19 protein-coding genes are annotated in these 19612 nt (G+C 35.5%); 10 read left to right on the top strand and 9 right to left on the bottom strand.

The features are described from left to right. Nucleotides 1–5: 5 nt before the first annotated feature. The 6 genes from SUSAZ_02255 to SUSAZ_02230 form a co-directional block, all read right to left on the bottom strand. A complete protein-coding gene (locus SUSAZ_02255; protein ID AHC50929.1) occupies nt 6–173 on the bottom strand; it encodes a hypothetical protein in 168 nt (55 codons plus the stop codon). Further along, nucleotides 170–700, bottom strand: coding sequence for a rhomboid family protein (locus tag SUSAZ_02250; protein AHC50928.1), 531 nt, complete (start codon nt 698–700; stop codon nt 170–172). The genes SUSAZ_02255 and SUSAZ_02250 overlap by 4 nt, the downstream gene beginning before the upstream one ends. Nucleotides 701–749: 49 nt before the next feature. Beyond that, on the bottom strand, nt 750–1364 hold the full coding sequence (locus SUSAZ_02245) for a peptidase M50 (GenBank protein AHC50927.1): 615 nt from the start codon (nt 1362–1364) through the stop codon (nt 750–752). Between the two features lie 55 nt (nt 1365–1419). Then, on the bottom strand, nt 1420–2022 hold the full coding sequence (locus tag SUSAZ_02240; protein ID AHC52427.1) for a hypothetical protein: 603 nt from the start codon (nt 2020–2022) through the stop codon (nt 1420–1422). Next, nucleotides 2019–2186 (bottom strand): hypothetical protein, encoded by a 168-nt coding sequence (locus SUSAZ_02235; GenBank protein ID AHC50926.1) that lies wholly within the window; start codon nt 2184–2186, stop codon nt 2019–2021. Before SUSAZ_02235 ends, SUSAZ_02240 begins: the two co-directional genes overlap by 4 nt. Before the next feature lie 65 nt (nt 2187–2251). Then, nucleotides 2252–3175, bottom strand: coding sequence for a transcriptional regulator (locus SUSAZ_02230; GenBank protein AHC50925.1), 924 nt, complete (start codon nt 3173–3175; stop codon nt 2252–2254). On the opposite strand from SUSAZ_02230, the gene SUSAZ_02225 reads away from it, so the two are divergent. From SUSAZ_02225 to SUSAZ_02185, 9 genes are all read left to right on the top strand, one after another. Further along, the gene (locus SUSAZ_02225; protein ID AHC50924.1) at nt 3150–3833 is read left to right on the top strand and encodes a hypothetical protein; all 684 of its coding nucleotides are present in this window, start codon (nt 3150–3152) and stop codon (nt 3831–3833) included. The genes SUSAZ_02230 and SUSAZ_02225 overlap by 26 nt on opposite strands. A 2-nt stretch (nt 3834–3835) precedes the next feature. Then, the gene (locus SUSAZ_02220) at nt 3836–5569 is read left to right on the top strand and encodes an ATPase (protein ID AHC50923.1); all 1734 of its coding nucleotides are present in this window, start codon (nt 3836–3838) and stop codon (nt 5567–5569) included. Further along, entirely contained in the window at nt 5566–6216 is a 651-nt protein-coding gene (locus SUSAZ_02215; protein ID AHC50922.1) for a protein-L-isoaspartate O-methyltransferase, read from the top strand. Before SUSAZ_02220 ends, SUSAZ_02215 begins: the two co-directional genes overlap by 4 nt. Nucleotides 6217–6996: 780 nt before the next feature. Beyond that, the gene (locus SUSAZ_02210; GenBank protein ID AHC50921.1) at nt 6997–9657 is read left to right on the top strand and encodes a peptide ABC transporter substrate-binding protein; all 2661 of its coding nucleotides are present in this window, start codon (nt 6997–6999) and stop codon (nt 9655–9657) included. Beyond that, the gene (locus tag SUSAZ_02205; GenBank protein AHC50920.1) at nt 9658–10704 is read left to right on the top strand and encodes a peptide ABC transporter permease; all 1047 of its coding nucleotides are present in this window, start codon (nt 9658–9660) and stop codon (nt 10702–10704) included. Between the two features lies 1 nt (nt 10705). Next, on the top strand, nt 10706–12052 hold the full coding sequence (locus tag SUSAZ_02200; protein ID AHC50919.1) for a peptide ABC transporter permease: 1347 nt from the start codon (nt 10706–10708) through the stop codon (nt 12050–12052). Next, entirely contained in the window at nt 12052–12996 is a 945-nt protein-coding gene (locus tag SUSAZ_02195; GenBank protein ID AHC50918.1) for a peptide ABC transporter ATPase, read from the top strand. The genes SUSAZ_02200 and SUSAZ_02195 overlap by 1 nt, the downstream gene beginning before the upstream one ends. Beyond that, nucleotides 12965–13942 carry a peptide ABC transporter ATPase gene (locus SUSAZ_02190; GenBank protein ID AHC50917.1) on the top strand — a complete coding sequence of 326 codons (978 nt, stop codon included), beginning with the start codon at nt 12965–12967 and terminating at the stop codon, nt 13940–13942. Before SUSAZ_02195 ends, SUSAZ_02190 begins: the two co-directional genes overlap by 32 nt. Before the next feature lie 57 nt (nt 13943–13999). Further along, entirely contained in the window at nt 14000–14179 is a 180-nt protein-coding gene (locus tag SUSAZ_02185) for a hypothetical protein (protein AHC50916.1), read from the top strand. A gap of 116 nt (nt 14180–14295) precedes the next feature. Here the strand turns inward: SUSAZ_02185 and SUSAZ_02180 are convergent, their stop codons facing one another. Together SUSAZ_02180 and SUSAZ_02175 are read right to left on the bottom strand one after the other, a co-directional pair. Beyond that, the gene (locus tag SUSAZ_02180; protein AHC50915.1) at nt 14296–15696 is read right to left on the bottom strand and encodes an amino acid permease; all 1401 of its coding nucleotides are present in this window, start codon (nt 15694–15696) and stop codon (nt 14296–14298) included. Nucleotides 15697–15895: 199 nt separating this feature from the next. Next, nucleotides 15896–16216 carry a hypothetical protein gene (locus SUSAZ_02175; GenBank protein ID AHC50914.1) on the bottom strand — a complete coding sequence of 107 codons (321 nt, stop codon included), beginning with the start codon at nt 16214–16216 and terminating at the stop codon, nt 15896–15898. Between the two features lie 287 nt (nt 16217–16503). Between SUSAZ_02175 and SUSAZ_02170 the strand changes: the two genes are divergently transcribed. Beyond that, nucleotides 16504–17265, top strand: a complete 762-nt coding sequence (locus SUSAZ_02170) for a cytochrome C oxidase assembly protein (protein ID AHC50913.1) — start codon at nt 16504–16506, stop codon at nt 17263–17265. Between the two features lie 26 nt (nt 17266–17291). Here SUSAZ_02170 and SUSAZ_02165 read toward each other — a convergent pair whose 3' ends face one another. Further along, nucleotides 17292–19610, bottom strand: coding sequence for an ATPase (locus tag SUSAZ_02165; protein ID AHC50912.1), 2319 nt, complete (start codon nt 19608–19610; stop codon nt 17292–17294). Between the last annotated feature and the right edge of the window lie 2 nt (nt 19611–19612).

Below are 19612 nucleotides of genomic sequence, written 5' to 3'. Positions count from 1 at the left end.
TCTAATTACTTAGTTATGAAGACTAAAACTGTTTCTACAATAAATAAGGCTAGGGAGATTCCTATAATAACTAATTTAATATCCTTGTCCCCATTCCCTTTCCACACCTCATAAATACCATATGGAAACATGCATATACCTACTATTAGTAAAATGAGTTCTACTATATTCACATATAATAATCTCTTCTGAAAGTTTTATAAAGAATTAGAGACAGTAATAATCCCGCTATTACCCCACCTATGTGTGCATAAACATTCACATTAAGAAAAGGAAACAAATTACTAAGCAGAAATATGAGAAGGAGAAGTAGAAGCCCATTCTTTTCTCTCTTCTCTAAATAATCGTTCAATGCATAGAAAGAAAGCAAGCCAAATATACCCCCTGAGGCACCTGCTGAAGGAGGTCCATTAGGATCAAATAATAAGTATACTAGATTACCAATAATTCCTGAGACTAAAAAGATAGGTACTTCTAGTTTTGCTGACCTACTTTTATATAACCAATACATGAAATACAAAGCTGCGGTGTTAAATAACCAATCCAATATTGAAGGAGTAACAAATATAGAGGTTAGTAATTGCCAATAAAAGTGGTAATCTATCACTAGTCTATTATATTGAATTAATAAAAATAACAGAAAAGGATTTACAAATTCAAGTATTAGACCCACTATAAATCCTATGGTAATTAATACCATTATAAAAAAGGTAGCATTTCTTATTAAATTAGACATTAAGTTTCACATCTCATAATATTACAAGAGCTAAAGATACTATGAGACCTATTATCCACAGTGTCTTATTCCATCTGAATACCTTGAATCCATCTAGGGGAGGAATAGGTAACAGGTTAAAGAATGCTACCCATGCATTAAAACTATAAAGCTCTGCAAAGAAAATGTATACAAGAGGATTTGATGTAAAGCCAGCAATAATGAATGAAACTATACTCACTGCAAGGTTAACAGCTGGTCCTCCAAAAGATATTTTTCCTTCAACCTCTTGGGTAGGCACACCAAATCTACCCAAAATCAATGTATAACCCGACGCAAATATTACAAATGGAGATATTCCAAAGGCACTTATCAGATTAACTAATAATGTTATTAGAAATCCTGTGAAACTCAGGGCAAATCTTGAATATGAACCATACCTCCTAGCAATTTGTCTATGTGCTATTTCATGCGGAACTATGGCTATTGTTGCGGTTACGATCGGAAATACTAAATAGACTAAGGGATCATAGGTCAACGAATATGGTCTTATATACGCTATGGCTATGGACAGTATCGCTAAAAGAAACGCTAAGCCTTCATTCAGATTCCTAAATCTCCATTCAAGTTCATTTAGTAAGTTACTCAAAGTATATCCTAAAGTTAGTTAATTCTATGTTTAAAATATTTATTCCTTAATAATCCTAAACTTTTCGAGGAAATAGAGTTGATATGTCAGAGGAATAGATGAAACTTAGATTATCGACCTCCCATATTAGCCCCCTATTCCTGTCATCTATAACTATTAATTTTTCATCTACTATCCCTTCAAAAATCGTGTTTGTAAGCTTTTTGAATGAATTGAAAGCTTCAAATATTACAAATCTATATAAATAAGGCAATGAGAACTCTAATCTGTCGGTATTTAATAATTTTTCTGTAGCTCTATATATGCTCTCATTTATATAATTATTTTTAGCAAAGTTAACTTGAACATTCCCATCCTGATTTATAACGAGAAAGAAAATGTTATCTTCCTCGTCAATATTAGTATGAACAGTTAAGTTAAACGCAGTTCCCCTGTTTTCTCCTTGCTTCTTCCCAACAAGGTAGAAAGTCCTTATATGATCTTTGTTAAGTATAAAATCTGAGAGATTGTCTACGAATATTTTATATGGAAGTCCTACCTTATCTAATTCAGAAATTACATTCCGGTTTAGACCTATGATCACGTTGTCATTACTTAATATTTTGAAGTCTCCTCTTAATTGATTTACATAAACATCAAACACAAAATCAAACTTCATTCTTGCTTTTTAAAATATCTTGCGTAAATTTCAGCCTCTATATTCATATTTCTCAGGAGAATCTCTTCTAAAACTTTACTATCATCCCCTTCTTTTATATCCGAGTTCTTTATTATTCTTTCAATTTCCTCCAACATTTTAACAGCATCTTTAAGCTGTGACATATTGACTCTTTCCTTTTGAGTAATAATTAAGCAGTACGTACATAAGACGTGGTATTACTCCAACATTATTCATTTTCAGTTAATTCCCTGTACTTCCTTGCGATATTAAGAACTTTTTTTGTCACATCGATAGGATCTCGTCCAAAGACATAAGTATTAGCCTCAATATTTTTTCCTCCTAAATGAACTACACAGTCAGCATCATCAGTAAATGCGTCTACAATTTCCTTTGTTATATCTTCATTTGTAGCGTAATCATGAGGTCCAACGTAAACTACTTTAAGCTTTAGTTGACCGAAAACAGTTTTCAAGGTCTCATCGTATTTTATGTTCATTACAGCCCTTATCTCTCCTCTTTTTCTTATTATACCCAAGAGAATTCTAGATAAATGCTTACTAGCTCCCCTCATTGGTTTTGAGGCAGGTGTAGGTACTCCCAGAACTCTTGTGATTCTACCAGGAATTGCAATTACATCGTCTTCGTTCTTAGCATTCTGTTCTGCATAGGCAATATTACTTAGAACCTGAGGTATAAGGGGAGCTACTATCGGATTTTGAATCAATGAAATTGCGATATCCATAATTTCTTCATCTGAACTATGATAGAATAATTTGCATATGTCACAGTCTTGCGGTATTAGATTATTTATTTCTCTATGGTATTTACACAGTTTTAATTCATTTAATACTCTTAAACCAAAGTCCGTTATGTAATACATAGCAGACTTAGTGTTATTCCTCAATAGAAGTTCAACTACATTATTAACGACGTCATAAAGTTCCTCTTCATTTAATCCCATCTTCCTTATCTTGTTAACTTCCTCTTGTTCATCCTCATCAAGGTATTGCTTTATTGCTGGCTGACTAACACCTAATAGTGTAGCTATCCTGGACTGTGTCATACCCCTCTCTCTAAGTTTTTTAGCTACGAATACTCTAATTACAGGAATGAGATCGTCTGCGATGATTGATAATGGTGATTCAGCCACAGTACTTTATACTACTTTTGGAAAAAATAATTGGTGTGGAACTTATAAGGCTATAGACGGTAGCTTCCATACTGTCGCAAACCTTTCTTACATTGTAGTGGGTATAGTAAAAGGTGAAATTTGCGGTAATGAATATAATGTGAAGGAGATTTCGTACAAGGATAACATATGCGAAGACTGTAATCCTGAAGATGTTATGAGGAAAATGGAATATGATGAGGCTCAGAAATTAGATGTCGATCTCATATTTCTAGATAGGAAGCTAACATTTGATAAATTTACAGGTAAAAATATCATAAGTATCGCAAAGGATCCCGCCAATGTGCCCAACATTAATCATGAAACACCTTGGCTCGTATCCTCTTATGAACGAGATGGTATCAGAGGAGGATATTTTAAGCTATTTAGCTTTTCTTGGGTTTTCCTTGTGGAAGTTACAGTAGATTGGAGCTGGCAAAATATTTTATCATTATTGTATGTTTTGGGCAAAGAGCCCATTCCAGAGGCTTTAGGATACAATTATATATTATTCTTGGTGGATAAGGTTGCTAAATATTATAGGGATAAAGGTAGTAAAGCGCTAAATTTGATCGCTCACAATTATAATAATTACAGGGAATTCAGAAGTTTTATTGAGTGGAAAAGGAAAAAGGGATAATTATGTTGTTTAAAGAACTTAATGGAAGGCTAAGGGAAATAAAAACTATAACAAGACCAACAGCAGACGGAAGAGGTACTATAACGTTCAAAACGTTTATGGTGGAGATTCCCTTCTCATCAGATACACAGATTGATGTAGGAAAACTTTTGCTTGTAGAGACCATAAGGAAAGGTGTTTATTTAATTTTAGAAATAACTGACTACATTCCTCAACATTTCGGGATGATAAACCTAGATGGTACCATTCCCCCAGAGTTAAGAAACGAAATAATGAGAAGGATAGAGGAAACGTGGAATACAAATCAAGCTTGGATTGACGTTATAGCAACACCTGTTGGTTACATAATGAAGGAAGAGGATGGAAAGATTGAGTTTAAAAAGGGCTATGTACCCCCCTTGCCTGCTTCAAAAGTGAAACTTTTCACATCAGAAGCTCTAGAGAAATTCATATTTTATCCTGAAGGGACAATATTAGGTAAATCAGTGAATGAGGAGATAGATCTTAAAGTAAACTTATTAAAGGCTATAAATTACCACATAGGGGTTTTTGCATACACGGGATCAGGTAAGTCGAATTTAACCTCATTAATAGTTAGGAGGGCTTTAAACAAATACAAGGACCTTAAAGTCATAATAATAGACGTTTCAATGGAGTATTCTATTCTTCTTTTAGATGAGTTACTCTCCTTAAATTCAAGACTAGTTACCCTGGATAGGTTACCATCTAATGAATTAGATGCCGGAAAAAGGCTGTTAAGGACACATGTTTTACCTGAAGAATTAGAGGACGTTCGTGAATCTATAAGGAAAGGCTTTATCAAATTATATACTGACCAAAAACTAAGAAGACTATATATTCCCCCACAGGGGATAAGTTATCTTAATTATGGTACATTAATTGAAATGATACGTTCACAGATAGAAGACAAATATGTTTCCACATCCCAGAAGCCTCTCTTTATGGCTCTCCTTCAATCTCTCGATAACCTTATGAGAGAACGTAAATTAACTAAAGACGATATTGTAGACGAGACAATTAACCCACTGCTCAGAGAATCTGAAGAGAAAGCAAGAGAAGCAGGAGTCAGAGACGGCTCAGTGATATTCACCTTCTTATCTTCCATAAAGACATATATCCAGGTTAAACCATCAGAGGTGGAAGAGTACGATATAGAGAGCTTAGCTATTGAAATATTGGATCAAGACCCCTCTTCACCAAGGCTATTTGTGGTAGAGACACCTAATATAGACGATGCTAGATTAGTTACCCATTTGTTGATTGAAAATATATATATGAGGAGGAAGAGAGCTTACTCTTCCTTACCCGTAATCCTTTTTGTATTAGACGAAGCTCAGGAATTTATACCGTTTGAGACTAGACAAAAAGACTACGCAGAGCAGTCCTCGTCCTCTGTTGAAAAATTACTTAGACATGGTAGAAAGTATCATCTTCACGCTTTGATAAGCACGCAGAGATTGGCTTACCTTAATACAAACGTACTACAACAGATACACACCTATTTCGTGAGCACCTTGCCAAGACCCTATGATAGGCAACTGATATCCGATACATTTGGTATATCAGATTCTCTAGTAGACAGGACGTTAAATTTCGATATAGGTCAATGGCTATTGATTAGTTTTAAGGCTGCGCTAAAGGAGGATATTCCAGTAATGTTTAAAGCTGAGAACAATGTACAAGAATTAAAAGAAAACTTGAAGAGGTATACATGAGTACGAGTGAAAAAGAAGCTATACTAAAATACCTCTCAACTATAGTTGTAAATTCAGATGTACTGGAGGCTTTCATGAAACTTGACAGGAGGAAGTTTCTTCCTGCTAAGTATTCAGATATAGCTTATTCTCCCAAGCATATAGATCAGCCTATCCAAATTACTAAAAATTATAATACTACTGCATTAGGATTAGGAGTGAAAATGGTGGATCTTTTAGAATTGAAGAAGAGTGATAAGGTCTTAGAGATTGGTACAGGGAGTGGATATTATACTGCATTAATGGCTGAGATAGTAGGGGCGGAAAATCTATATACAATTGAGTTTGATGAGGAGGCGTACAATTTAGCAAAGAATAATCTTAAGGAGTACCATGGTATTCATTTGATTTTTGGAGACGGAAGCCTTGGTTACATTTCAGGATCCCCATATGATAAGATCATAGTTTGGGCATCTTCACCTACTTTTCCATATGTTCTGTATCAACAGATGAAGGAAAAAGGAATTATGGTTGTGCCAATTTCTGATAATGAAAAAAGACAAGGGTTGTACAGGATATATAAGGGAGAAACTGGTTCTCCTGTGATAACTAAGGTAATGGACGTATATTTTACACGACTGAGGGGATTATGCGGATTTTGGTATTAGCGAGAAATCTTACTTATCTAGAACGTGAGATTAAATTGAGGGATTTTACAAAATGATGAAAGCCTCGCCCTTTAGGGCGGGGAGGAAGTCAGATGTTTGTGGTTTAACAGTATTTGTCAGTTTTTGGAGACTGTCATTTTCTCAGCTACTCTATATCTTCTATTTACTACGTGCTAGCTTAATCATCTATTGTCCTAAACTTGTATAAGACTTAAAGATTCTACCTCCTTTCTAACTAGAGTATATAAAAGACGCTTTACATAATATATCCATAGTTCTATAAAAGTCGCATCTGTCTTTTCACTTAATATTAATTTTTAATCTAAAATCTTAAATAACTTATTTTGAAAGGTTAGCCTTACGAATTTTATCAGTACTCAAGACCTTCCTCACATTTCGGTACGTCCGAGCTCATCATTATAATACTTTATTTACCTTATAAGTATATAACTGTTCAGCCTTTTGCCTTTATTCTTTGGTTATGTCTCTCTTTTTTGATATGTCTTAATTTACTTCAATCATACTAAATAATGAGTAAACAAACTGAATTGTGTTAATTTAGCGTTTAAATAACTTACTAATTTTTACTAGCGAGTTACTGCATAATATAATAAAAACTAGAAATTCAGATAACTATTAATCCTAATTAAAAATGCTATTAGATAATAAATTGTTAAATTTAAATATCAGTTTTTTTATAACGTATCAGTCTTACTAATCCATTATTATAAAAATATTTATATATATCATCGTAAATGTAAAACTAAAGGTGAAGTATTTATGAAAAATTTGCGAAAGAGTATAAGTCTTGTTTTAGTAACAGTATTTTTAGCGTCTTTTCTGTTCACTTTAGTATCTTTTTCCCAGCAAACATATTCCTCACCGCAATCAGAATCTATAACATTTATATCATTTCAGGGAAACGACGCAAATGGTGCAGTTGCTTTTGGTAATGGTCAGATAGGATTTTATGGATTTTCTATACCATTATCACTCTACAAGACTGTGCCCTCTGGTTCCAAACCATATGTAGAACCCTCTACTCTATACACATTACTGATAAACCCATTGAATACTACATTTGGCTTTAATCCATTCCAATTTACACAAGTGAGGTTTGCCCTAAACTATATATTAAATAGAAGTTACTTCGTAGATAACGTGCTGGGTGGTTATGGAATTCCTGGTCTAAGTCTATATGTAGGTGAACCTGACTCTCTATATTTACAACCTACATTATCTCAATACGCTAATGTACATTATAATTTCACATATGCGAATGAGACTATATACAGAGTTCTAACTTCTCATGGTGCACAATATATAAATGGTCAATGGTACTATAAGGGGAAGCCTATCACGATTTATGTTTTCGTAAGAACTGATGATGTTGTAAGAACTCAATATTCGAATTACTTAATTAGTCAGCTACAAAAACTAGGTTTTACTGTTCAAAGAATTGAGGGAGATCTGACAAAACAAAATACTGTCGTTTATGGAAGTGATCCTGCTAACTCCACATGGAACTTAATAGTAGAGGCATGGGGAGGAGTATACTCATATTATGATGCAGGATTAGGTGAGGGTCTTTATTCAGGATTTGGTGGTGATATGCCTTTTACCTCAATTTATAATCCCTCATTCGGTGCCTTTAATGATTCACGATATCAATCTCCTGATTTAACAAAAATGGCAAATGAAATAGATCAAATTTCGTTGCAGTTAATAAACTCCAACTTCAGCAGTAAACAGCAGTACTATCAATTAGAGAATGAACTGGTTAATCTAGGGATACAGATGGCTGTGAGATTGACCATAGCAATAGGTACAATCCCAGTATATGCCCAGCCACAGATAACTGGTATATATCCAAGCTATGCCCAGAACACTCTCCTGAATTTCCAGACTTATATAGCAATTAAGAACGGTTCATATCCTAATATTACTGTGGGTGTACGATATTTAGCGCAAGGTTCTCTAAATCCCGGAGCCGGTTTTACTGATGCATATAGTGTTGAGATAGCTGCTGCTCTGTTCACTCCTCAGTTCTTGTATGTCCCTGGATCAGGCTATCCTATACCAATTATGTACACATATAAAATAGTCAATTCATCTCCAAGCCAAATAGTGGAAGTTCCTACTAATGCTTTATGGTGGAACCCTGCAACTCAAAGCATAGGTCATGTACCACCAAATACAACCTCTCAAGTTGCGGTTATCTACAACTTAGCACCGTTATTGAATGGTACTAAATGGGCTGATGGACAACCTGTAACATTAGCAGATATAATATATCAGTACATTGTTGCCTGTGAAATGTCATTAAATTCAAGTAACCCGATATATGATCCAGCAACTGGCACTGTATATGGACCAGCCCTTCAGTTGATAAAAGGATTTAAGGTGATTAACTCTACATCCATAGAGATATGGGGTAACGGTTGGTTCTTTGACCCTGTAGTCGAAGCGGAAGGTATATTTTCTTCATTTAACACGTTGGGCTATGCTGGAGCTAGTCAAGGAGAAGGATATTTCCCATGGCAGTTATATGTAGCTATGGCTAAGGTAGTAGCAGACGGAAAAGCTGCATGGTCTAGGCAAATCTCAAATAATAAAGGGATTGATTGGTTAGATTTAACTAATCCTACTGATATAGGATATATATCCTCTGCGTTGTCCAGCTATGCGCAAATGTCTTACATACCTCAGGATCTATTGAAAGTGCAGAACCTTAGTGGTGTAAGTTTAGTTAATAATCAGACTGCTAGGGCAGGGTATACTGCTGCTATTAACTTCATAAACACTTATGGTAATGCCTTAATAGGAGATGGACCATTCATATTGGTGGCATGGAATCCAAGTTCCTCTCCACCTTATGCTAAGATTGTTAGAAGTCCATACTTCAATATGCAATTACCAGCTCAAGTATTCGCTTTACCAGTTTCATATAGTTTGAATTTGCAATTACCACCCATATTAAGCCCAGGTCAGCAGTTGACGGGAACAGTAACAGCAGTTAGTTCAGGTTCCACCACATCTAGCCCAGCTCCAGGTGTTAATGTTATAATCAATGTATTAGCACCAAACGGCACGATGGTATATACGACTAACGTAACTTCTGGATCAGATGGAAGCTTCTCGTTTACGCTGCCTCCAAATCTAAAACCAGGCGCTTATACAATATCTGTAACTGCATTTAGTAATACCTCTATCTTAATATCTCCGTCATCATATACTGCTGTTGTTACTCCCTCTTCATCCTCTACTTCATCATCAACAAGTTCATCTACGTCTTCAAGTACTTCATCCTCTACTTCATCATCAACCAGTCCGTCTTCATCAACTGCAGCAGGAGGCACTAATACCTTATTAATAGCCGGTATCATAATAATAGTGATAATAATTATTGTTGTAGCAGTAGTACTTTTGAGGAGAAGGTAAATGGGTTTTGGAACCTACGTGGTTAAAAAGGTATTAATTTATTTTTCAGTTCTGATTGCAACGTTATCTATTCTCTACATATTCACATTCCCTGTTATTCAGCAGGTTTTAATTAAAAACATAAATGCTGAGGTAGCAACTTTTCAGCAAACTTTAGTAAAATATTCTCATGATCTTAGTCAAAGCCAGATAAGACAGGCTGTAGATCAGTATAAAGATAGTTTGATAGCAGCTTATGGCTTAAATCAGCCTATAATATCCAAATATTTCATACAGATGTATCAGCTTATGACCTTTAATTTTGGTAGAGCGTATTTCTTGCAGGCTCCATCGGGATCCACTCAAGTAAGTGATATAATATTCTATTACTTACCTAATACAATATTGTTATTTACGTCGTCTACTCTAATATTTATTTTCGTAGGAACCCTAATAGGCTTATTATCTGCTAAATCTAGATTTTGGGAAAAAATAATAGGGTTTATAGCTGTAATTCATTCAAGCCTACCCACGTGGTGGTTAGGTTTTCTCCTGATTGCTGGATTAGCTTATGGTATAAAGGCTTTTCCTCCAGGTGGAATGAACTCTATTCCTCCTCCTAAAGATCCATTTTCTTACGGAATAGACGTATTATATCATATGGTTTTGCCTATGTTAGCAGTATTTATAGTAAATGTGGGAGGGTTCGCGTACATAGTAAGAAGTTTAGTCACATCTACGCTTAAGGAGGATTTCGTGGTAACCGCAAAGGCAAGAGGCATCCCAAACTCTAAAATACTGTTCAAGCATGTGTTAAGAACGGCTTCCCCATCAATTGCAACTCAATCGATACTCGCAGTTGCTGGGTCATTTGCAGGCGGCTTAACCACGGAAGTGGTTTTCCAGTGGCCTGGTGTTGGTCTATTAACCTATGAGGCTATCTTTCAGCAGGATATTCCTGTTATATTAGGTGTTACATTTGTTTTAACCATTGTCCTACTATTAGGATTATTTTTAGGGGAATTAGTATATGGAATTCTAGATCCTAGGATAAAGGTTGGTGAATAATTTGAGTCAGAAGAGTAGGGGTTTAAGTTATTATTTAAAGGAGTTCTTGAAGATCAAGATAGGGCTAGCAGGATTAATTATACTAGCTGTCTTACTAGTTTTTACAGGCATTGCTTTAACAGTTCCATCTAACGTATATAACTCATGGTTTAACCCTGCTGTATGGTCTCAAAATCCACCTGATGTTCCACCTTCATGGTTATCTTACTTTTCTGGACAATATTTTACTACTCAGCAAATTACAAGTAGTAATAGTGTGTCTTACGCTGGAGGGCAGTATTATATTACTGAACTTAATTTCAGTTTTGAATGGTCTAAGTCGGTAATTCCAAATGACGTTTATTTTATAATTTCTTCAAATTCCTCTCCTCTCTCTATGTCGTTGTATTGGATAAAACCAGATGGTGACAAAATTCAAATAAACGTACCTAGTGGGTATTATAATGTTCCCTTCGATCTAATACCTATAAAGGATTCGATCATTAATTACATATCTTCCAAGTCAGGTACCGTACCGGAAAAGATAGCAACTTATGTTTTAGTGACAGCTCTATTTGATTCAGCCAAAACTAACTTTACAGCCGTGGAGAATGGTAAGTATAATGTAGTTGTTTACATGGTTTCTAAATCACCTATGAACACTTCAAATAGCAAAATAACTCTGCTAGGGAATTCATATGGTCTTATGGGGACTGATTATTTTGGAAGACCATTAGACTTAGGCATTCTACTTGGATTACCAAATGCCTTAGAAATAGGTGCTTTAACAGCTGTTATCTCTGTACTGATAGGAATTATAGTGGGAGGTCTCTCTGGTTACCTTGGTGGAAATAAGGATTCTGTTATACAGTGGGTCACTTTAGTGTTCTTAGCCCTACCCGCACTGCCTTTCCTCGTAGCTGTGTCTTTCGTTTCAAGACCTAGTATAGAATTAGAGGCATTACTAATAGCGTTTTTATCATGGCCTTTTTATGCAATAATCGCTAGATCAGTTGCTCTCTCTATAAAGTCAAATAGCTACGTTGAAGTTGATAAGTTATTAGGAATTCCATCATATAGAGTATTCTTTACCCACTTTTTACCTAGATTAGTCCCGATCACAATAGCATATATGGCATTGGGGGTTCCTGCAGGTGTTCTGCTAGAGCAAACGCTTGCATTTTTAGGAATAGCACCACCTGGATTGATAACGTGGGGAGGTATGCTGGATGATGCCTATACGTATCAGGCTCAAGTTAATGGATGGTGGTGGTGGGTTATATTCCCAGGCGCAATGATAGTTATTGTTGCCGTACCTTTCGTTTTAATTGGTTTTGCGATTGAGAGATTATCTCTGGGTGAGAGGTAGTGTCGCCTCTACTACAGGTAAAGGGTCTTAAGGTGTATTACTATACAAAAAGAGGTATAATAAAGGCTGTAGATGACGTATCAATTGATGTGGAAAAGGGAGAAGTAGTTGGTTTAGCAGGTGAAAGTGGTTCAGGGAAAAGTACTATAGGTTACGCAATAATAAGACTAGTTCCACCTCCAGGAGCTATTGCAGGAGGACAGATTTTATACAACGGAGAAGATATTGTTGTATTAGATCAGGACTCTTTCAGGAGAAATTATAGGTGGAAGAAGATTTCGATGATATTTCAAGGCTCAATGTCAGGATTTACACCAGTTTTTAAGATTAAAGATCAGATAATTGAAGTTCTAAAGTTGCATAATTGGAACGGTGATTATGAAGAGAGAGTGAAAGAGCTTTTCAGAATGGTAAACATGGATCCCATACTTGCCGAGAAGTACCCTCATGAGCTATCAGGTGGTCAGAAGCAGAGGGCGTTTATAGCTATGGCTTTAGCGTTGAATCCTGAATTGGTAATTGCGGATGAACCTACCACAGCTCTTGATGTTATTGTGCAAGAGTATATAGTGAATTTATTGAAGCAGTTAAGGAAAGATTATAATTTGTCTATTATTTTTATAACTCACGATCTAGCTCTCCTATCAGAAATATCTGATAAACTTTACATATTATATGCAGGTAAAATGATGGAAAGTGGTTCTTCAGAGGTTATTTTTAAGAGACCACGTCATCCTTATACTCAATTACTTGTTAATTCTATAGCTACATTGGATAAGGATATGATAAACGGTATACCAGGATATATGCCAGATTTATCTAATCCACCAACCGGATGCAGATTTAATACACGATGTCCTTTTGCAAAAGAAATATGTTTTAAGCAAGAACCAAAATTCACAACTTTTCAAGATGGTGATGAGGTTGCCTGCTGGTTATACTAATAGTGTTATTGAAATAAATAACTTGAAAGTATACTTTACTAAGAGGTCATCATTATTTGGAAAGAAGAACCTAGTAAAGGCATTAGACGATGTAACGATGAATATCAGGGAAAGGGAAATAATGGGAGTAGTTGGAGAAAGCGGATCAGGCAAGACAACGTTAGGAAGAGTAACTACTGGATTACAAAAACCTACTGAAGGAGAAGTCAAGTTGAGAGTTGATGATAAAGAGCTTAGGCTTAGTAAGACTAAGTTTAAGGAAATTAGTAGATACGTTCAAATGATATATCAAGATCCATACTCTTCTATAGATCCTATAATGAGAGTATATGATGTGTTAGCTATGCCTCTGAGATATAGAAAGATTGATGATATTGATAAGCGTATTACTGATGCAATGAATCTAGTGGAGCTTCCCCTAGAATTACTAGAGAATAGAGTGTATCAACTTTCTGGTGGTCAGAGGCAAAGACTTAGTATAGCCAGAGCTATAGCACTAAATCCTAAGTATATTGTAGCCGATGAACCAACTACAATGTTAGATGCCTCTCTCAAAGGGGAAATACTAAAGATAATCAAGGACGCGAGGGAAAGGAAGAATATTTCATTCATGCTGATTACCCATGAGCTTCCGATAGCAAAGATAATCTCTGATAGGATAACTATACTTTACCTAGGTAAGATAATGGAAATCGGATCTGCAAGCGATATTTTCAGAAATCCATTACATCCGTATACTCAAGCTCTTATAGAGGCATATCCTAAGATTGATCCATCCCTAAGAGGTAAACTAAAGGAAATTAAAGTAAAGGTAGAATTAATTAGACCAGAGAAGGGATGTGTATTCTATCCTAGATGTCCTTTTGTCTTATCTAAGTGTAAAGAGGAAGAGCCTAAGCTTAAAGAAGTGGAAGAGGGTCATTACGTAGCATGCTGGCTACATTAGTTTAACCCCTTTTTCCACACATAAATTAATATTCTACTATTCATTGATTATTAACTAATGAACTCTAAACAGAGGATTGTTTTTGCGGTGGGTATTATATTTATGGCTATTTTGTTTGATTATTTGGGTTCATCATTTCAAAACATATGGATACTTGTACTTTCAATGGCTATGGCTATTGCTGGAGCATTGGTTGGGATAAGAAGTATAATTGAATACTTAGGTGAAAAAATGTAATATAAATAGACAAGCTTAGGTTTTAATGTGAAGAGTATGTTTTTCTTTATTCTACTACAAAAGGTCATTTAACCAAAATATTGTTGAGATTAAAATAAGTGATCAGATACTAAAAACTATTTGCTTCTCGCTTTTGCAAAGTACTCTTCCATTGTGATCAACTGATTATTTTCGTCCACAAGATATTTACCTGCTATACCTTTTCTGGCTTTAACTATATACCATAGCGTAGCTGCAGCCAATACGGAAATTAAGTAAACAGCCTGGAACATGTCTGGTGCTTGTAAAGATCCAATCATACCAACTAAGTTAATAGTAATGGAGCCTAGGAATACGATTAATATTCTTGGAGTTAACTCTCTTAATCTCCAATAAAACACTGGTGCACCTAGATTATCAACTATCCTTCCAGCTAACCAGAATAAGCTTGATATGAAGCTAATCTCTGTGAATGCTACATCAGCTGATCCAGTATAAGTTAAAGAGGAAAGGGCAAATATAGCAGAAATTAAACCGACCACCACTGTAGCTATAAGCGGCTCTCGCTCAGAGTTTAATCTAGAAAATACTTTTGGCATAGCCTTCTCTCTTGCAAGGTTAAATAAGATTCTTGCAGCACCTACTGTTGTTCCTATGTTTGAAGCAAGTAAACTGTTTATAGATAATATTAGACTGATGAGCATTACGATGAAACTAATTGGATATAACTCCTGAATTAAGGGTTGTGGTGAATTTTGGATGGTCTGTATAGGTCCATTCCATAGGGCTACTAACGCATAAGTACCTGCTAAAATTGCTCCTCCTCCTACGATATAAGCAATTTTTATTCCAGTGGTAATAGTTGAGGTAGGCTTTTTGGTTTCCTCTCCTAAGTAAGTTGCAGCCCCTGCACCTGCTATACTGACAATTGTTAGAACCATCGCGGTACCTAAACTATTAAAATTCGTTCCAATAGGGGATAAATATGTTATATCAAATCCTCTCGTGGCTACTGCATAGCCGAAAAGAACGTATAAGAATATTACTTCTAATGTAGCACTTATACTAACTATGTATCCTAACACTTTTCTAATGTGTAGAATTACTGAAGAGAGCGTGGGATAAATTAGTCCTATCACAAGGGAGAGAGGGAGAACATAGCCGGGCAATTCAAGATTTAACATTTGAAAAGTTACTTTCAGTAATAGGTAAACTGAGAAGGAATTTACTGCGTTTAGTGAAGAGTATGCTATTACTTCAGTTATAGCTTCATAGTAGGCTACGGTCTTGTTTCTCCATGCAGCTGATCCGAATGTATAGTACCCTCCTGGAGAGGCAATTTTCTTAGTATATTTTGTCAAAGTGAACATCCAAAGCAAACTCGCCAAAAAGGCTAGGAGTGTTGCAAACAAGACTGATTTTCCTGCATAAGCTATTGCTGCAGTTGTTGTGGATACAACGCTTCCTAATGGTGCAGTTACAGCCATTGCTTGCCCATATGATTCTCTTATCGATAAAGAACCTTTTGAAAGTTGCATACTACATCTCCCTTTAAGCTTTACTGTCCTAAAGTTTTAAAAAGTTTTCCTAGTTTGCCCCCGTTAGTTTCATGAAAGCTTAAAGGGAGTTCTCCTTGAAAAGTATAAAAAATGGCTTATAGGTAAAATATATAATACTAATCATTAAGGTCGTTGAGATAAATGATTTTCAAATATAGTATAAAAATCATGTTTAAAATTAGGACTTCAATAATTCTATTGCCTTTGAAACATCATTTTTTACTTCTTCGAATCTCACTTTAGCGTCCGGAGGTAAGGGTTTGTTCGATTTTATGGAATTTAGCTTTTCTAAAGCTTGACTTAACAATTTAAAACTACTCTGCTTATCTCCCTTATCTAATTTGCTATATGCTTCTCTAATAGCTTTTATTGCATCTTTCCACAAATTTATACCTTCCTCAGTTATGGTACCATCTTTCGTTAAATACGTTTCAAAATCATCATTTGCAAGAGGTATACTATAATTAACTAGCTTCCACATTATATCTATTAGGCTCATAATAAGTTCATAAACCAACAGGAATATAACATTTATCTATGTTAGATTAAGTTTTACACCAAAAAGAAATTATCTTAATTTTCTAGAATTATCTTTACCTCAGGACAAATTGTATAAAGTCTACTCCCGAACAGTATCATGAAACCATATTAGATGTGAATTGCGCTAGAGTTTCCATCATGTCGTTTAATTATAATTTCCAAACTTATAGGTCGTGAAAATACATCTTAATTCTGAACTATTTTCATTGACATGAATTTTTTAAACATATGAGAAAATTATCTCATATGATAATTGAACTGTCTTTAGCTACCACATTTCTAGCAGGGTTGACCATAGTATTAGGGGGTATAGTTGAAGGTTATGGTTATGGTCTTTCTTTAGGTACTAAATGGCCTTATACTAGAGACATGGTTCATCTTGCTGTTAGAAAAGCAGATCCTGAGGCTATGCATAGAATATCTGCAACTTTAGTGGGTTTACTTTCCTTAGCTATTTTGATTCTTGATTTTAACCTGCTCTCTATTGCCGGATTTATCAGTGTTATATTTACAGCGTTACTTGGAATGGCAACACTCTACGTATTAGCAGGAAAATTACCATCTATATTTCAAGGCTTTCATGACATTGCAGCCTATACTACAATGGTAATATATCTTTTAATAGCAATGGGTTTTGATCCTAGCAGGTTTACTAGTTTCATAATAGACGCGATTACTCCACCACACTTTTTGTATTTTGTAATATTTATGGGCGGTGTGGTAACAGGAACTAGGAAGATGAGGTTCAGTATAGGCGACGTTAGAAAGCCTAAGAACAGATTACAATGGATATGGATTGTACACAGTATAGCAGGAGTAATCTTCTTTATTTCATTAATTTTATTACAGTTGTGGATTCCATTGGCTCTAGCTCTGATAGAAGGCATAGTGGGTTTACTAGTGTTCAGGGGTATAAACAGAAATCCTGAGAAGCCTGGTATAGTAATTGGACTGCATCAACTGTTCTCAATCGCAATTGTATTATCTTTGGTCATGTTTAGCATTTAGTCAGTTGAGGTGCATTTCTTCATCTTTCAGTCTATTTGGTCATCATCCAATTTATCTAAGCTAATTCCTACTTTTGTTTCACTATTTAAGGAATAGTACCTGTATAATAATTCGGCAACAGCCTGATATAACATTTCATTAACTCCGGTTCTATTCGAATTTAGTGAGGCTGAAGTGAATCTCCATGGTCTACCTTGCAGTATTTTGGCTATTAGTAAAATTTCTTGTTCAGGCTCTAAGGACCATTCCCTTTTAGCATCCCAAAAATATTTTAACGTTAATAAGTGAATCCCGTCGGCTGAGGATTCATATGGGCTCACTCCTTGAAGAAATGCTACCGCTTTATCTACGTATATTGGGTTTATCTTAACTTCTTTATGAACTTTTATACCACTGAGGATTATTTGGGCAATTTCCGGGTCCATGGAAAAGTACACATCATGTAAGGTGTTAAGTAATTTTTCCTTCAATACATATGCTGCTACTCTTACTGCCTTAGTTGCAATTTCACTTATAGGCTTTATTACTATTACAGGGTAATCCCCAAGTTTTTCATTCTTCTTGGGCGAAACATGAACAGGGTAGAATCCGTTTCTAATCCAGAAATTAAGTACTCTCATATCTCCCATAAATGAGGATCCAACCCAATCAATTTCCTGCCTCTTAGCATCTTCGATTATCATCTCTAACATCTGGCTCCCGAATCCCTTGTCCTGTAATTCTTGCATTACTGCTATTCTTACAATTCTCCATCCTTTCATCTTTCCGAATTCTATCAGTCTAGAGTGTTTTATCATTCTATCTGGTATAAGATCTCCATCAAATGTCACACCCATTAATGCTGAATGTATTAGCTCATCAGATAAACCTCCCTCATTAGCTATCTGCACTACTCCTATGTAATTGTTCGTGCCCTCAATACTTAATCCCTTTATTGTATGATGAATCCCATCTCCCATTATCATCAGGTCATTGGGATTATTTCTGTAATGAGCTGTGACCAAAATTCCATAGACTTGCCTCAATTTACGATCGTCAGAGAATAACTCTTCCTTGTCTAAGGTTTCGAAATACACTTTATCGATCTCTTGTTGCACATCCTCTGGCTCTGCATCAAGTAATAATGAATCATACAACCATTTCTCAATAGGATCACCTTCAGCATACCTTAGAGGTTTTCTCATTTCCTCCCAATATACCGTAGTTTTCCTCTGCTTAAGCAATCTATTTAGGTATCTTAGGAATGCTTTGCCTGAACCCTCATAACCGTGAACAGTTGTTACGAGAACGACCTTTTTCCATGTCTTGAGAGCTGAATCAATATACCCAATACCTATCGCTGCTGCCTCATCTACGACAAGTAAATCACCCTCATGCTCCAAAGTAGCTTCAGGTATCTCGAAAAATACCCTGAATCCTTCACCTTCAAGGCTATTTATGAATCCTAAAGGAGATCTCTTTTCCTTGTATTCTACTCCTAATGCGTCAAGACCTCTCTTAAGGAATTCCATAGTCTGTGAAGAGCTTGCTATCGAAGGTGCAGTAACTATTATTTTGTATTTTCGTCCTTTTCTAAAGCCATGTTTAAATATTAGCCCTGCCATACCTAGTCCAGTTACCGCACTTTTACCTCTTCCTCTAGACGCCGTTATAACTAGAACTTTTCTTGATCCGTATCTCATTCCGATAAATGACTCTAAAACTTTGTTTTGGTCAGAGCTAAGACATAGGGAATGTAACTCTACTGGCATTATAGGTTTTTTGGGTAATTGTGGTGAAGGCTTTTCCTTCACCTCACCCTTAAAAGGCTTTGCGTAGTATTCGGAGTTAGATATGATAAAGATACCCTCATGCTCGGTTAGTTTTCTCATAAATCTCATTTCATAAACATCAAGTACCTTTCCCTCCCTAAGGATAGAATTTTTAAATATCTTATTATTCTTTAAGTCGTTTGTGTAAAGTATTATTAATCCGCCACCTCTAACTAAATCCACTAATCTACCTATATGATTGGGCTCAAAGTTATCTACTAAATCTAGAATAACGACATCAAAAGTAGAACCTAGATATCTTTCAGAGCTTGAGTAATCGATATCTACAAGTCTCTCGCTATTTTTAACAATCTTTCTTAGTTCCTCAAGTCTATCCTTAGCTCCCTTAGCCCAGGGATGAAATGCATATGCTATAAGGGGATCTGGATTTATGTCTAAGTAAAGCTGTAAAACTTCTAAAACATGACGTAAATTATCTGATTCATCTTGAATAAATACTAAATTTCTGTAATATCTATCCTTACTATCTGATATTGAGCTCTTTAGAATTTCAAAGAATTCCTTTTTTTCCATCA

It is taken from the genome of Sulfolobus acidocaldarius SUSAZ, from assembly GCA_000508305.1.
Classification (GTDB): Archaea; Thermoproteota; Thermoprotei_A; order Sulfolobales; family Sulfolobaceae; genus Sulfolobus; species Sulfolobus acidocaldarius_A.
This window is presented reverse-complemented; position numbering and strand designations above follow the sequence as displayed.

What these genes read in the sequence shown, in the direction of transcription:
- SUSAZ_02250 (AHC50928.1), bottom strand. Translation starts at nt 700, where the DNA reads ATGGTATTAATTACCATAGGATTTATAGTGGGTCTAATACTTGAATTT.
- SUSAZ_02240 (AHC52427.1), bottom strand. Translation starts at nt 2,022, where the DNA reads ATGAAGTTTGATTTTGTGTTTGATGTTTATGTAAATCAATTAAGAGGA.
- SUSAZ_02235 (AHC50926.1), bottom strand. Translation starts at nt 2,186, where the DNA reads ATGTCACAGCTTAAAGATGCTGTTAAAATGTTGGAGGAAATTGAAAGA.
- SUSAZ_02225 (AHC50924.1), top strand. Translation starts at nt 3,150, where the DNA reads ATGATTGATAATGGTGATTCAGCCACAGTACTTTATACTACTTTTGGA.
- SUSAZ_02220 (AHC50923.1), top strand. Translation starts at nt 3,836, where the DNA reads ATGTTGTTTAAAGAACTTAATGGAAGGCTAAGGGAAATAAAAACTATA.
- SUSAZ_02215 (AHC50922.1), top strand. Translation starts at nt 5,566, where the DNA reads ATGAGTACGAGTGAAAAAGAAGCTATACTAAAATACCTCTCAACTATA.
- SUSAZ_02210 (AHC50921.1), top strand. Translation starts at nt 6,997, where the DNA reads ATGAAAAATTTGCGAAAGAGTATAAGTCTTGTTTTAGTAACAGTATTT.
- SUSAZ_02205 (AHC50920.1), top strand. Translation starts at nt 9,658, where the DNA reads ATGGGTTTTGGAACCTACGTGGTTAAAAAGGTATTAATTTATTTTTCA.
- SUSAZ_02190 (AHC50917.1), top strand. Translation starts at nt 12,965, where the DNA reads ATGGTGATGAGGTTGCCTGCTGGTTATACTAATAGTGTTATTGAAATA.
- SUSAZ_02185 (AHC50916.1), top strand. Translation starts at nt 14,000, where the DNA reads ATGAACTCTAAACAGAGGATTGTTTTTGCGGTGGGTATTATATTTATG.
- SUSAZ_02180 (AHC50915.1), bottom strand. Translation starts at nt 15,696, where the DNA reads ATGCAACTTTCAAAAGGTTCTTTATCGATAAGAGAATCATATGGGCAA.
- SUSAZ_02175 (AHC50914.1), bottom strand. Translation starts at nt 16,216, where the DNA reads ATGAGCCTAATAGATATAATGTGGAAGCTAGTTAATTATAGTATACCT.
- SUSAZ_02170 (AHC50913.1), top strand. Translation starts at nt 16,504, where the DNA reads ATGATAATTGAACTGTCTTTAGCTACCACATTTCTAGCAGGGTTGACC.
- SUSAZ_02165 (AHC50912.1), bottom strand. Translation starts at nt 19,610, where the DNA reads ATGGAAAAAAAGGAATTCTTTGAAATTCTAAAGAGCTCAATATCAGAT.